The 14462-nt window shown below is 38.7% G+C and carries 17 protein-coding genes; 14 read left to right on the top strand and 3 right to left on the bottom strand.

Features of this window, described 5'->3' with window-relative positions; translation table 11 throughout:
- Nucleotide 1 precedes the first annotated feature (1 nt).
- The 6 genes from J7S27_05725 (at nt 2) to J7S27_05700 (ending at nt 4650) form a co-directional block, all read left to right on the top strand.
- Nucleotides 2-298, top strand: coding sequence for a YlxR family protein (locus J7S27_05725; protein ID QTU82769.1), 297 nt, complete (start codon nt 2-4; stop codon nt 296-298).
- Nucleotides 288-629, top strand: a complete 342-nt coding sequence (locus tag J7S27_05720; GenBank protein QTU82768.1) for a YlxQ-related RNA-binding protein — start codon at nt 288-290, stop codon at nt 627-629. Before J7S27_05725 ends, J7S27_05720 begins: the two co-directional genes overlap by 11 nt.
- On the top strand, nt 626-3478 hold the full coding sequence (gene infB / locus J7S27_05715; protein ID QTU82767.1) for a translation initiation factor IF-2: 2853 nt from the start codon (nt 626-628) through the stop codon (nt 3476-3478). Before J7S27_05720 ends, infB begins: the two co-directional genes overlap by 4 nt.
- A gap of 15 nt (nt 3479-3493) precedes the next feature.
- Complete coding sequence (rbfA, locus tag J7S27_05710; protein ID QTU82766.1) at nt 3494-3841, top strand: 30S ribosome-binding factor RbfA; 348 nt, start codon at nt 3494-3496, stop codon at nt 3839-3841.
- A gap of 156 nt (nt 3842-3997) precedes the next feature.
- A complete protein-coding gene (gene rpmG / locus J7S27_05705) occupies nt 3998-4147 on the top strand; it encodes a 50S ribosomal protein L33 (GenBank protein QTU82765.1) in 150 nt (49 codons plus the stop codon).
- Between the two features lie 47 nt (nt 4148-4194).
- Nucleotides 4195-4650, top strand: coding sequence for a GtrA family protein (locus J7S27_05700; GenBank protein ID QTU82764.1), 456 nt, complete (start codon nt 4195-4197; stop codon nt 4648-4650).
- Between the two features lie 59 nt (nt 4651-4709).
- Here J7S27_05700 and J7S27_05695 read toward each other — a convergent pair whose 3' ends face one another.
- Together J7S27_05695 and J7S27_05690 are read right to left on the bottom strand one after the other, a co-directional pair.
- Complete coding sequence (locus J7S27_05695) at nt 4710-4955, bottom strand: hypothetical protein (protein ID QTU82763.1); 246 nt, start codon at nt 4953-4955, stop codon at nt 4710-4712.
- Nucleotides 4956-4964: 9 nt separating this feature from the next.
- The gene (locus J7S27_05690; protein QTU82762.1) at nt 4965-5834 is read right to left on the bottom strand and encodes an HAD family phosphatase; all 870 of its coding nucleotides are present in this window, start codon (nt 5832-5834) and stop codon (nt 4965-4967) included.
- Nucleotides 5835-5906: 72 nt separating this feature from the next.
- Between J7S27_05690 and J7S27_05685 the strand changes: the two genes are divergently transcribed.
- A complete protein-coding gene (locus tag J7S27_05685; protein ID QTU82761.1) occupies nt 5907-6530 on the top strand; it encodes a glycoside hydrolase family 73 protein in 624 nt (207 codons plus the stop codon).
- A gap of 118 nt (nt 6531-6648) precedes the next feature.
- Here J7S27_05685 and mvk read toward each other — a convergent pair whose 3' ends face one another.
- Nucleotides 6649-7593, bottom strand: a complete 945-nt coding sequence (gene mvk, locus J7S27_05680; GenBank protein ID QTU82760.1) for a mevalonate kinase — start codon at nt 7591-7593, stop codon at nt 6649-6651.
- Nucleotides 7594-7768: 175 nt separating this feature from the next.
- Between mvk and J7S27_05675 the strand changes: the two genes are divergently transcribed.
- The 7 genes from J7S27_05675 to nspC all read left to right on the top strand — a co-directional run bounded on the left by J7S27_05675 (nt 7769) and on the right by nspC (nt 14437).
- Complete coding sequence (locus J7S27_05675; protein QTU82759.1) at nt 7769-8497, top strand: DeoR/GlpR transcriptional regulator; 729 nt, start codon at nt 7769-7771, stop codon at nt 8495-8497.
- Nucleotides 8498-8499: 2 nt separating this feature from the next.
- Complete coding sequence (gene pfkB / locus J7S27_05670; protein ID QTU82758.1) at nt 8500-9420, top strand: 1-phosphofructokinase; 921 nt, start codon at nt 8500-8502, stop codon at nt 9418-9420.
- A gap of 14 nt (nt 9421-9434) precedes the next feature.
- Complete coding sequence (locus J7S27_05665; GenBank protein QTU82757.1) at nt 9435-11369, top strand: PTS sugar transporter subunit IIA; 1935 nt, start codon at nt 9435-9437, stop codon at nt 11367-11369.
- 241 nt (nt 11370-11610) lie between these two features.
- Nucleotides 11611-12054 carry a gamma-glutamylcyclotransferase gene (locus tag J7S27_05660; GenBank protein ID QTU82756.1) on the top strand — a complete coding sequence of 148 codons (444 nt, stop codon included), beginning with the start codon at nt 11611-11613 and terminating at the stop codon, nt 12052-12054.
- Between the two features lies 1 nt (nt 12055).
- The gene (gene rimM / locus J7S27_05655) at nt 12056-12565 is read left to right on the top strand and encodes a ribosome maturation factor RimM (GenBank protein QTU82755.1); all 510 of its coding nucleotides are present in this window, start codon (nt 12056-12058) and stop codon (nt 12563-12565) included.
- Nucleotides 12565-13311 carry a tRNA (guanosine(37)-N1)-methyltransferase TrmD gene (gene trmD / locus J7S27_05650; protein ID QTU83622.1) on the top strand — a complete coding sequence of 249 codons (747 nt, stop codon included), beginning with the start codon at nt 12565-12567 and terminating at the stop codon, nt 13309-13311. Before rimM ends, trmD begins: the two co-directional genes overlap by 1 nt.
- On the top strand, nt 13295-14437 hold the full coding sequence (nspC, locus tag J7S27_05645; GenBank protein QTU82754.1) for a carboxynorspermidine decarboxylase: 1143 nt from the start codon (nt 13295-13297) through the stop codon (nt 14435-14437). Before trmD ends, nspC begins: the two co-directional genes overlap by 17 nt.
- The last annotated feature ends 25 nt before the right edge of the window (nt 14438-14462 follow it).

The following is a 14462-nucleotide window of genomic DNA, read 5'->3' as shown; positions in this document are numbered from 1 at the left end:
GATGAAAACAAGAAAAATACCGATGCGTAAATGCGTGGTATCTGGAGAGATGTTTCCGAAAAAAGAGTTGACACGCATTGTTAGACAGCCAGATGGAACGGTAGTGATTGATGCAACGGGACGATTGAATGGTCGTGGTGCTTATATTTCACTCAATCCAAGTTTGGTTGAAAAAGCGAAAAAATCAAATGTATTTGAGCGTCAATTAGACGTTAAAATTGACGAAGCGTTTTACGATGAATTGTTTGCTTATTTAGAACATAAAAAAGCAAGGAGTTTATTGGAGTATGTTGAATAGTCAAAAGCAGTTAAATTTATTTGGTTTGGCGACGCGTGCTGGGATGCTGGTTTCTGGTGAAGAAACGGTGTTATCAGAAGTGAAGAAAAATAAAGCGAAATTAGTCGTTATCGCCAATGATTTAAGTGAGAATACGAAAAAGAAAATGACGGATAAATGTCATTATTATAAAGTGGATTGTATTGAGCAATTCACGACAATTGAAATGAGCCAAGCGATTGGAAAAAAACGCTCTATTTTGGCGTTTACGGACAATGGCTTTGCCAATAGTTTTAAAAAATTAGCACATATTAACACAATAGATGAAAATGAAAAAGGAGGTATTGGATGAGTAAAAAACGCGTTTATGAATTTGCCAAAGAAAAAGGATTGACGAGTAAAGAAGTGATGGAACGTGCCAAATCGTTGGGCATTTCGTTTCAAAGTCATATGTCAACAATGAGTGATGCGGATATCGAAAAATTATCCAAGCCAGCACAAAAGGTAGCGCCGACAGTCGTGCATAAAGATAAAAATCCGATGGTTGTTAAGGCGCAACAATCTCAAGCCAAAGACAATCGTCCGCGTCCAAATGGAGCAACGGATAACCGTCAAGGTGGGTACCAACAACGAGACAATCGTCAAGGCGGATACCAAAATAATCGTCAACAAGGTGAAGGTGGTAACCGTCAAGGTGGGTACCAACAACGAGATAATCGCCAAGGCGGATACCAAGGTAATCGTCAACAAGGCGAAGGAGGTAACCGCCAAGGTGGGTACCAACAACGAGACAATCGTCAAGGTGGATACCAAGGCAACCGTCAACAAGGTGAAGGTGGTAACCGTCAAGGTGGGTACCAACAACGAGACAATCGCCAAGGCGGATACCAAGGTAATCGTCAACAAGGTGAAGGGGGTAATCGCCAAGGTGGGTACCAACAACGAGACAATCGCCAAGGCGGATACCAAGGTAATCGTCAACAAGGCGAAGGAGGTAACCGTCAAGGTGGGTACCAACAACGAGACAATCGCCAAGGCGGATACCAAGGTAATCGTCAACAAGGCGAAGGAGGCAACCGTCAAGGTGGATACCAACAACGAGACAATCGTCAAGGTGGACAAGCGCGTGGGCCACGTCCGCAATTCAATGCGTTTGATAAAGACAGTGATGATGTGAGACCACAATCACGTCCTAGTCAACCACGTCAATCACGTGTTAGTGGCGATGTGCCGGTAGTAGATACGCGTAAACCACAATCACGTCGTTTCCAAGATAAACCAAAATCACCAAATCGTGATAATGATTACAGTAAAAAGAATAATAATCGTCGTAATGACCGTCGCCAAGACGACCGTTATGGAGATGATCGCGTTCGAAATGGTAAAAAACGCCCAGCTAAAAAAGTTGAAACGAAAAAAGAATTGCCACAACGTAAATTCCGTGAATTACCAGAAGTGTTAGTGTATACAGATGGTATGACAGTTGCGGAAATTTCAAAACGTATTTATCGTGAACCGTCAGAAATTATTAAAAAATTATTTATGATGGGAGTTATGGCAACATTAAACCAAGGATTAAGTGCAGATGCCATTGAATTGTTAGCCGCAGACTACGGTATTGAAGCAGAAGCAAAAGTAGTTGTCGATAATACAGACTTAGATAGTTTCTTTGATGCTGAAATTGATGAATCAACATTAATTGAACGTGCACCAGTTGTTACGATTATGGGTCACGTTGACCACGGTAAAACAACGCTATTAGACTACTTACGTAAATCTTCTGTTATTGATACAGAAGCAGGTGGTATTACGCAACATATCGGTGCTTATCAAGTCGATGTAAACGGCAAACCGGTAACGTTCTTGGATACTCCGGGGCATGCGGCCTTCTCAGCAATGCGTGCTCGTGGTGCAGACGTAACGGATATTACCATTATTGTTGTTGCCGCAGATGATGGTGTGATGCCACAAACAATTGAAGCGATTAACCACGCTAAAGCAGCAGACTTACCAATTATTGTAGCGGTGAATAAAATTGACAAACCAGCAGCAAACCCACAACGTGTGATGCAAGAGTTATCTGAACACGGCGTTATTGCAGAATCTTGGGGTGGAGACGTTCCATTCGTTGAAATTTCAGCTAAATTTGGTCAAAACATCGAAGAATTGTTAGAAATGATTCTTTTAGTGGCAGAAATCCAAGAGTTGAAAGCAAGTCCAGATCGTTTAGCGTTAGGTACCGTTATTGAAGCGCGTTTAGATCCAAGTCGTGGTGCTATTGCAACGTTATTAGTACAACACGGAACATTACATGTCGGAGACCCGATTGTTGTCGGAAATACGTTTGGACGTGTACGGACAATGGTCAATGACCACGGACGTCGCGTGAAAAATGCTAATCCATCATCACCAGTAGAAATTACTGGTTTGAATGAAGCACCACAAGCCGGAGATCGCTTTGTAGTGTTTGAAGATGAGAAAACAGCTCGTGCAGCTGGTGAACAACGTGCTAAAAACGCACAAGTTGAGCAACGTAATTTACGTCAACGTGTGACATTAGACAATTTATTCGCATCATTAAAAGAGGGCGAATTAAAAGATGTTAACGTCATCATTAAAGCCGATGTACAAGGTTCAGCAGAAGCCTTGGCTTCAAGTTTACAAAAAATTGAAGTTGAAGGTGTACGTGTTCGTATTGTGCACTCTGCAGTTGGAGCGATTAACGAAAGTGATGTGACATTAGCCGCAGCAAGTAATGCGATTTTAGTTGGTTTTAATGTGCGCCCGACACCACAAGCAAAAGTACAAGCAGAAGCAGAACAAGTGGATATTCGTTTACACAACATCATTTATCGTGTGATTGAAGAAATTGAAACGGCGATGAAAGGGTTGTTAGATCCTGAATACGAAGAAAAAGTAATCGGTGAAGTGTTAGTTCGTGAAACGTATAAAGTGTCTAAAGTCGGAACAATTGCCGGGGCGTATGTTGTTTCAGGTCATATTGAACGTAACTGTAAAGTACGTGTCATTCGTGACAGTATCGTTATTTTTGACGGTGAATTAGCAAGCTTGAAACGTTTTAAAGACGATGTTAAAGAAGTGAAACTTGGATTTGAGTGTGGTTTAATGATTGAAAACTTCAACGATATTGAAGTGGACGATGTGATTGAGCCATACGTGATGGTTGAAATTAAACGTTAGTCAGGAGGAAAATAGATGGCAAACTTTAGAGTAGAACGAGTGCAACAAGAAATTTTCCGTGATGTAACAGAAATTTTAAGAACGGTTGTAAAAGATCCGCGTGTTGAAGGGGTCACCATTACAGGTGTATCTTTAACAGGTGACTTACAACAAGCGACAATTTATTATAGTAGTTTGTCTGAACTGGCAAGTGCTAGACAAGCAGAGCAAACAGGACTAGATAAAGCTAAAGGAATTGTACGTAAAGAGTTAGGCAATCGCTTATCCATTTACAAAATTCCTGAATTGACTTTTAAACGTGATGAATCTGTTGATTACGGAAATCGAATCGAAGAGTTAATTCGTCAAATGAATCAGCAATAAAACGTTTCTCCGCCTACTTGACGGCGATGCGTTATGCGATAATTAAAAATTAAAAAATATTATGTAAAAAAATTGTAGATTTTCAATAGATGAAATGCTATAATGGTCAAGTCTGAAGAAATATCTTCAATAGTTAGAATGTTTGGAGGGAAGAAGATGCGCGTAAACATTACATTAGAATGTACAGAATCAGGTGAACGTAACTACATCACCACTAAAAACAAACGTAACAACCCAGAACGTATTGAAGTGATGAAATATTGTCCAAAATTACGTAAGCGTACGTTACACCGTGAAACTAAATAATCATTGCAAGTGCCTTTTTTAAGGCACTTTTTTATTGAAGGATTAGTATGAAAGAATTAAAAGACATTATTCACACGTTTTTGAAAAATAAAAATATAAAGCAATTGATTGTATCGTTATATGGCAATGCGGTAGTCAAATATATATTTTTTGGTGTTTTGTCCACACTAGTAAACTTCGGCATTTTTTATGTGTTGCATAAAATGATCGGTTGGGAAGTTTTTCCTGCTAACTTAACGTCAATTTCGTGTGCGGTATTATTTGCGTATGTTGTCAATGCGCGGTTTGTTTTTGAATCGAAAACGACAGGCTTTATACCAATTTTACAAGAAATGGGAAAATTTATTGGCGCGCGATTAAGTACGCTTTTATTAGAATTATTTGGTGTTAGTTTTTTAGTGGACACATTACACAGCGATGCAACCATTTCTAAAATCGGTATTAACGTCATTGTCTTGATTGCCAATTACGTTTTTTCAGCGTTTATATTTAAAAAGAGATAACCGTTTGAGCATCCCCCAAAGTTAGATTTGAGTCTAATTTTGGGGGCGTTCATTTTTGGCTATCTCTTTTTTAAGGCATCAATTTCTTTTTGCATGCTTTCGATGGTTTGTTGTTGCTGTTGTAGGCTCATTTCAAGTTGACTAAGTTGTTGTTTTTGTTGAGAGTTGATACGATTGTTCGGCTGAATCGTACCGATATAAACTTGAATAATGAGTAATACAAATAAACTAATAATGATTAAGTACAACCAGCTTAGTTGCGTAAATAGAGCGTTTATTTTTTTGAGTGTTCGTTTTGCTGACATGATTTCTCCTTATTTCACAAAGTGATAAATGGCATGCGCTACACCATCGTCTACGTTTGATAATGTTGTGTATTTTGCGACGTCTTTGATGTGTTGTACAGCATTGTCCATTGCCACGCCATACCCAACACTTTCTATTATCGACAAATCATTCATATTATCGCCTAATGCCATAATATTTTCCAATGGAACGCTTATTTGTGCTGCCAATGCGCTAACGGCGTGACCTTTAGTAGCGTCAATAGACGTAATTTCAATGTTTGTTGGATGACTGGATGTAATGACGACATTATCAATAGATGAAAGAGCTTGCTTTAGTTTTATTAAAACGGACTCATCCGTTAATGTTGTCATGAAAAATTTTAAAATGGTACGGTCATCTGATTGTGCGATGAGATTTTCAAGACTGTCAACAAATTCAATGTGTAATGTATCCATTAAATTGTTTACGGCTTCTTGAATGGTTTCTTGTGTTGCGCCGGGCAAATGACTTTTTGCAAAGCGTTGTAACATGAATTGGCGTTTTTCTCTATTATCGGTTGTGACACTTTGAACAGTCGTGATTTCAATGGCGAGTTCGTCTTCGAATTGTCGAGCGATTGTTAAAATGCTTTTGGACACTTGCTGAGAAAGGGCAAATACATCTGTTAATTGTCTATTGGTATCATAAACCGCCGCACCGTTTGCCGTAATGAGTGGACAAGAAATATTCGCGCTATCCAATACGCTAGCAGCTTCATTTAAATGTCGACCAGTTGCAATCGCAAAGGGGATACCTTTGTCAGTGGCGTACGCAATAGCGTCTTTATTTTTTTGAGAAATGAGCATGTCCTTCCCGATAAGTGTTCCGTCCATATCCGATACAATCAGTTTTATCATGCGTCCTCCAAATGTGTTATAATAATTACTAACATTGTAACATAAAGTATAAAAATATTGTAGGAAATGAAAATGAAGAAAAAAACGAAGAAAAAACTTGTTCGTACGGTACAACATAGTGGCTTGTTTTTTATGATTGTATTGGTAGGATTTGTTTTTGCGCTTTTGATGATTGTGAAAAGTCAGCAAAATACAGATGATGCGTCCAATACAACTGTTGCTCAAATTCCAGAAAGTCAACGACTTGCATTTTTTGATAAAATTCGTGCTGCTTCTCAACAAAATCAACGCGATTATGGTGTGTTTGCCAGCATTACCATGGCTCAAGCGGCGCTAGAGTCTAATTTTGGAACGAGTGGCTTGGCATCAGAATATTACAATTTATTTGGTGTAAAAGGTAATGCAGAAAATGGCGTGTTATTGCCTACGTTAGAATTTTTGAATGGCCAATATGTTGAAATAAAAGATTATTTTGTTGTCTATCCTTCGTGGGATGCCTCTATTGTGGCGCACGGGCAATTGTTATATAACGGAACGAATTGGAATAATCAATTGTATCGTGACGTGATTATTGCTAAAAATTATCACGATGCCGCTATTGGATTAGTCAGTGGTGGTTATGCAACAGACCCGAATTACGCCAGTAAAATTATTCAAATGATTGAACAGTATAAATTGTATGAATATGATAAATAATGTCGTATACATTAACGAATCATATAAAAAGACTGCTGACCCGTTAAAGTGTCAACAGTCTATAAACAGTGAACAGTCGGTGTTCGCTGTTTTTTTGTGATTGTATTTTTGATTTGTGTCAAATCGATTGAATAAACGTTTGGTAGGCGCCATATTGTTTAAACAATTGTGCAATTTGTTGGGCGTTATGTTGTGTGTCGCATAACGCGAATAAACAACCGCCTAAACCGCCACCCGTCATTTTTGCACCCAATGCGCCATTAGTTTGTGCAATAGCAACTAAATGATCTACCGTTGGGTGTGACACCCCTAATAAACGCAACGTGTCATGGGCTTCATTAAAAATAGCACCTAATGCGTGAACATCTTTTGTCAATAAAGCATCACGTGTTTGGTACGTTAAGCTTTCCAATGAGAGCATCAATTTATTGTGCAACTCTGGATGAGTGTTTTGCAAGTGAGCCACTTTTTCAATGGCTAATTTAGTTTGTCCGGTAATGCCTGAATCGGCAATCACTAAATAAGCGTTGACGTTCATGTCGATTTCTTGAGAGGTGGTACCTTTTTGAAACCACATCGCTTTTTGTGAAATGATCGTTGACGCGTCTAACCCGCTAGGGTTGCCATGAATCAGTTTTTCGGAAAGTTCAGATAAGTTGAATAATTCTTGTTGTGTTGGAATGCGCTTGTAATAGGCAAAGAGTGCTTTAATAACGGAAATGCTGACCGCAGCACTAGAGCCCATCCCTCTTTCCAATGGAATGTTACTGTCAATTTTAATGTGAAGATTCGGTTGATACTGCTTCAAATATAAAAGTGTTTCGTGTACAACAACGTTTAAACTACTTAACAATTCGGGAATATCATCCAATAATCCTTCATATAAATCACAATAAAGATAAATCCCACGGTTTGATGGGGTAATGGTTGTGGTCACGTTTACCGCAGAACATGCCATGGCAATGGCTGGTTTGGCGTAAACGGCAGAATGTTCACCGATTAAAATGATTTTACCACTAGCTACTCCGGTAGTAGCGGTTGATGTTTGTTTTGAAATTAGCATAGAATACTCCTTTATAACGACATCAGTTTACGTAGTTTTCATTAAAAAGTAAATGTTGTTAAAGAAAATTTAAAAAACAAGTGGTATTTTGATTTTTATTGAGCGATTTTGAGCGATTTTGATTGAAATTGTTTTTGAGATACGCTATAATGACGGCGTAAGGAAGGAATGTGTGATGTTAGCAAAACAAAGACATGATTATATTTTAAATGAAGTGCAGACAAAAGGTAGTGTGCTACTGACGCATTTAACAAAAGTGTTAAATAGTTCAACGGCTACTATTCGTCGTGATTTACAACATTTAGAAGACCACGGATTATTGACGCGTGTCCACGGGGGTGCAGTGCGTCGCCAAAACACGTTAGAATTATCCGTATCTGAAAAAGCAGCTTATCAAGTGTTACCTAAACAACGTATTGCGCAATATGTGAGCGATAAATATATTCAAGATGACACACTCATTTATTTGGATGCCGGTTCAACAACACATGCGTTAATTCCCTATTTAACCAATCGTCATATTACGGTCGTCACGAATGGTGTGCATCATATTGATGCGCTAATCGCAAATGGCATATCCAGCATTTTGCTTGGCGGACATATCAAGCATAATACGCTAGCGGTTGTCGGTTCTGCAGCCAGTGAGCAGTTAGATCATTACCATTTTGATGTTGCCATTTTAGGAAGTAACTGTGTCGATTTATCTATTGGTTGTTCAACACCAGATGAACGCGAAGCAATACTCAAACGGAAAGCACGCGTTAGGTCGAAACAAGCGATTGTTATGGTTGATGAGACAAAATTCAATACACAAACGCATTTTGCATTTGCAACGTTAGATGATGTTGTTATTGTTACCGACAATGCGCCAATGGATTACACCACAGTAGAAAGGATTATTTAAAAATGATTTATACGATTACATTTAATCCCGCAGTTGATTTGGTCGTTAAAGTGGACGATGTTCAGTTGGGTGATTTGAATCGGTCGACGGGCGAAGATTACGTTGCCGGTGGAAAAGGTATCAATATGTCAGTCGTTTTACAACGATTAGGCGTCGAAAATACAGCGATTGCTTTTTTAGGTGGATTTAGTGGCGAGTATATTGTGCAACAACTCGCTTTGGACAATATTCCGGTACATAAAATTGCAGTAGAGGGTATTACGCGAATCAACTTAAAACTAAAAAGTAAACAAGAAACAGAAATCAATGCACAAGGGGCGTATGTGTCTGCTGAAAATATGAATACGCTAATCACTTATTTAAAAGATAATTTATGTGATAAAGACGTAGTCATGTTAGCGGGGAATAAAGCACCGGGCATGTCAAAAGATGATTATGTGCGTGTGGCGATGGTTTGCCAAGAAACAGGTGCAAAATTAGTGTTGGATACGACTAAAGAATTATTAACAGCTTGTTTGCCCTATCGTCCGTTTTTAATTAAACCGAATCATCATGAATTAGGTGAAATTTTTAACGTAGCCATTCAATCGGTTGATGATATTTTAACGTATGTTCACCAATTGCAAGATATGGGTGCAACGAACGTTTTAGTTTCTCGTGGTGGTGATGGTGCCGTATTGGTGAGTGAAGATAATCAAGTGTACGCGGTAAATGTACCTAAAGGTGAGTTAGTAAACTCGGTAGGTGCCGGAGATTCAATGCTTGCTGGATTTTTAAGTGAGTATATGCGAACACAAAGTTATGCAGATGCGTTAAAAATGGGAACGGCAACCGGATCAGCAACGGCATTTAGTGTCGGAATTGCGACGAAAGAAAAAATTGATAGTGTATTACCACAAATTAAAGTGGAACAATTGCAATAGAAAGGAAAGATATCATGAAATTATCAAGTTTATTTTTAAAAGATGCAATGGACTTGTCATTACAAGTTGAAACAAAAGAAGAAACGTTATCTATTTTAGCAAATCGTTTTGCACAAATTGGTGGAGTGAGTGATGTTGACGGTTACGTAACCAATTTAACAAATCGTGAAGCGCAATCAACAACAGGTGTTGGTGATGAAATCGCGATTCCACATGCACAACACGAATCGATTACACAACCAGCCATTGTTTTTGCGCGTTCAACGCAAGGTGTGGAATGGGCATCGTTTGACGGACAAAAAGCAAAATTAATTTTTATGATTGCTGCACCAGCTGGAGCAGGTGGCGAGCATTTAAAAGCGTTAGCCAGCTTATCAAAAGTTTTGATGAATCCTGATGCTAAACAAGCACTATTGGCGTCTAACACACCTGAAGAAGTTGTAAGTGTTATTGAACAATTTGAAGAAAAAGAAGAAAAAGAAGCTGTTGAAGAAAACACTTCATCAAAAGACGCTTACATTTTAGCGGTAACGGCATGTCCAACAGGAATTGCACACACCTTTATGGCAGCTGAAAAATTACAACAAGCTGCTAAAGCAGCAGGCGTTGCCATTAAAGTGGAAACAAATGGACAAGGTGGCGTGGAAAACCGTTTAACAAAAGAAGATATTGAACGTGCAACAGCTATTATTGTCGCAGCCGACAAAAATGTAGAAATGGCACGTTTTGATGGTAAACCTGTGATTATTCGTAAAGTTGCTGACGGTATTCATAAAGCAGATGAGTTAGTTGAAAAAGCTTCAAAAGCCGATGCACCAATTTTTAAAGCGGAAGGTGCCGTTTCTGTGGAAAGCCAAGATGATGAAAACGAATCATTAGGGCGTAAAGCGTATAAACACTTAATGAACGGTATTTCTCACATGTTACCGTTTGTTGTAGCCGGTGGTATTTTGATTGCGATTTCATTCTTCTGGGGAATTAATGCTTTTGACCCAAAACATCCAACATACAATCAAATCGCATTAATTATTTTCACATTAGGTAAATTATCATTTGCGATGATGTTACCGATGTTAGCTGGTTTTATTGGACATTCTATTGCAGACCGTCCCGGTTTAGTTGTTGGGGTTGTCGGTGGTATGTTAGCTAACCCAGGTGCATTTGGGGACGCGGGGACATTAGCAGACGTGTTAAGTTTACAGTCTTCAGGATTTTTAGGTGCATTAGTTGCTGGTTTTGCGGCAGGTGGTATCATTATCGCTTTACGTAAAGCATTTAGCTGGTTACCAAAATCACTTGAAGGGTTAAAACCAATCTTTATTTTCCCAATTTTAGGGGTTGTATTAATTGGTTTAGTGATGATTTTAGTGAGCGCACCGTTAGCTTCAATTACAGAAGGATTAACGTCATTTATCAATTCGATTCCAAAAGAAGCAAAAGCATTAGTTGGTTTTGTTGTTGGAGCGATGATGTCTATTGATATGGGTGGTCCAATTAACAAAGCAGCTTACGCAACAGGTACAGCGTTAGTAACGGCTGCGGCAACAGGTGTTGGTTCAGACGTCATGGCAGCGGTTATGATTGGTGGTATGGTTCCGCCTATGGCTATTTTCTTGTCAGCAATTATGAAACGTGACTTATGGCCAGCGTCTCAACGCGATTCAGCATTAGTGAACTTTGTGATGGGTGCAGCGTTCATTACAGAAGGTGCGATTCCATTTGCTGCGTCAAATCCAGCTAAAGTGATTCCTGCTTTAGCAACTGGGGCAGGTGTTGGTGGTGCATTGAGTATGCTATTTGGTGCATCAAGTTTAGTACCGCACGGTGGATTGTTTGCGGCATTAGTTGGTGGTATTGTAAACATGCCAATGTTTATCGTGTCATGGTTAATTGGTTCTTTAATCGGAGCAGTATTGTTAATTGTGTTACTAGGTAAAAAAGCAAAATAATGAAAATAATAAGGGTTATCTTAAATAAGGTAGCCATTAGGGTTGATGGCGTATGCCATCAACCCTAAAATTTTAATGCTTTGTTCGATGAGTTAATCGGAGCAAAGCGTATCTATCCTATAAAATCTGTTTAAATGAGTGTTTGAAAATCAGGAAAATGCAGACAAATGCATCAATTAAACGTGATAAAACGCGGTGCCTTTGTTATAATGACAAAGGCATCGCTATTTTGGAGGGACGTATGTATTATTTAGCCTATGGGAGTAATATGAATCGTGAATGGATGGCACAGTTATGCCCGACGGTACAAATGATTGGTAAGGGCAATTTGCCAAATTATCACCTTGTTTTTAAAGGGCAAGACAATGGTGTATATGCAACGATTGAAAAATATGCAGGAGAATATGTCCCATTTATATTATGGAAAATCAATAAAGGTGATGAAATTGCCTTAGATGCATACGAAGATTATCCAAAGTTATACAAAAAAGAACATTTAACAGTCAGTGTCGATAATCAGTTATATGATGCAATGGTTTATATGATGAATGAACGACCGTTTGGTGTGCCAAATGATGCGTATTATAACATGATTCAAACGGCGTATTGCATGTACGATTTAGACACTTTATTATTAGAAAAAGCTTTACACCACTCAAGTCAACACATAGAAAAAGGAGAATAGAATGGCATATTTTAATGTTGGAAAATTAGTGAACACACATGGATTAAAGGGAGAAGTGCGCATCATTTCCATTACCGATTTTGCTGATGAGCGCTATCAAAAAGGGCAAAAATTAGCGTTATTAAAAGACGGGGAATGGATAAAAGATGTGATTGTTTCAAGTCATCGCAAACATAAAAACTTTGATATTGTCACATTTGAGCAACACCCATCGATTAATGATGTGGAACAGTATAAAGGTTTAATGTTAGCCATTGATGAAAATTATTTGACCGATTTAGAAGACGATACGTATTACTATCACGAAATTATCGGTTTAGAAGTCTATGTCGAAAATGAATTTATTGGTAAAGTGAAAGAAATTTTAGAACTTGGTTCCAATGATGTGTGGGTTGTACAACGCCAAAAACAAAAAGATGCGCTAATTCCATTTATTCATGATGTTGTTTTAGAAGTCGATATTGCAAACAATCGTGTACAAGTCGCAAATATTGAAGGGTTGTTAGATTGATGAAGTTTAATGTATTGAGTTTGTTTCCTGAAATGTTTCAAACGTTGGAACATTCGATAATTGGAAAAGCATTAGATAAAAATTTATTGTCGTTAAACGTTGTTAATTTTCGAAATTTTGCATTTAATACGCAAAAGCATGTGGATGATTATCCTTTTGGTGGTGGAGCAGGTATGCTTTTAAAAATTGAACCGCTTGTTTTAGCGCTTCGTTCCGTTATGGATTTGCCCGCCCAAAAACCACAGCAACGAGTCGTCTTATTAGATCCTGCTGGTGTGCCGTTTACACAAGCACTGGCACAAGATTTAGCAAGTGCTCAAGAAATTACCTTTATTTGCGGACATTATGAAGGGTATGACGAACGCATTAAAAACTTTGTTACCGATGAAATTTCGTTAGGAGACTATGTTTTAACGGGTGGTGAACTCGGTGCAATGGTCATGATAGATGCGATTGCGCGACTATTGCCCGACGTTTTAGGTAATCATGAATCCGCCATTACCGATTCGCACGCGACTGGCTTACTCGAACATCCGCAGTATACACGACCACGTGAATTTGAAGGAATGGGCGTTCCGGATGTGTTGTTGAGTGGCAATCACAAGTTAATCGAGGAGTGGCGTGAAAAGGAGAGCTTGAAAAAGACGTATCTCAAGCGTCCCGACATGTTTGAAAAACTGACATTAACCAAACGACAAGAAAAATTATTTGAGGAAGTGAAAAAAGAGATTGAAGAAAGTATTTAATGAAGTGCCATCGCCAAGTTTTGTAGTCGATGAGCGATTATTGCGTAAAAATTTAGAGGTGTTGCGTTACGTCAAAGAACAGACGGGATGCAAAATTTTATTGGCACAAAAAGGATTTTCAATGTTTCATTTTTATCCGGTCATGCGTGAGTATTTAGATGGAACGACAGCCAGCGGATTGTTTGAAACGAGATTAGGATACGAAGAATTTGGTGGAGAAACGCATGTCTTTTCGCCAGCGTTTACACAAAAAGACATGGAAGAAATTTTGCCGATGGTAGAGCATATTGTGTTTAATACGCCAACGCAGTTAATGCGTTTTAAAGATATGGTGAAAGCGCAAGAGCATGGTGTTGAAATCGGTATTCGAGTGAATCCACAGTTTTCAACCCAGCCAGATGAACACGCGATTTATGATCCGAGTGCGCCGTTTTCACGTTTAGGGACAACGTTATCAAATTTTGATGAAGCCATTGTGCCGTATTTAGACGGAATTCATTTTCACACGTTATGCCAACAAAATTCAGACGACTTAGAGGCAACGGTTGAAGTGCTTGAGCAAAAATTTGGCAACTATTTACACGACTTGAAATGGATTAATTTTGGCGGTGGGCATCATATTACGCGTGAAGATTATGATGTGGAACGATTAATTCGTGTCATTAAACGCGTTCAAGAAACTTATGGTGTAACGGTTTATTTAGAACCGGGTGAAGCCGTTGCGTTAAATGCGGGATTTTTAGTGGCGACCGTTATTGACATTAATTATAACGATATGAATTTAGCAATTTTAGATACGTCAGCAAGTACACATATGCCGGATGTATTGGAAATGCCGTATCGCCCTTATGTTATTGGGTCGTATGAAGCAAATGAAAAACCATATACGTATCGATTCGGTGGGCCAACGTGTTTAGCGGGAGATGTTATTGGAGATTATTCATTTGAAAAACCTTTACAAATTGGTGATCGTGTTGTCTTTACGGACATGGCAATTTATTCAATGGTAAAAACAAATACGTTTAACGGTATGCCGTTACCAAGTATAACAGCTGTTGACATGGCGGGAAATTGGCATATGGTTAAGGAATTTGGGTATAGCGATTTTAAAGAACGACTATCTTAATAAACGCATGCATATCAATTTTTGA

The organism is Carnobacteriaceae bacterium zg-C25, from assembly GCA_017945845.1.
GTDB lineage: Bacteria > Bacillota > Bacilli > Lactobacillales > Aerococcaceae > WM01.
Note: the sequence above shows the minus strand (reverse complement) of the source record. Positions and strands in the feature narration are given on the sequence as shown.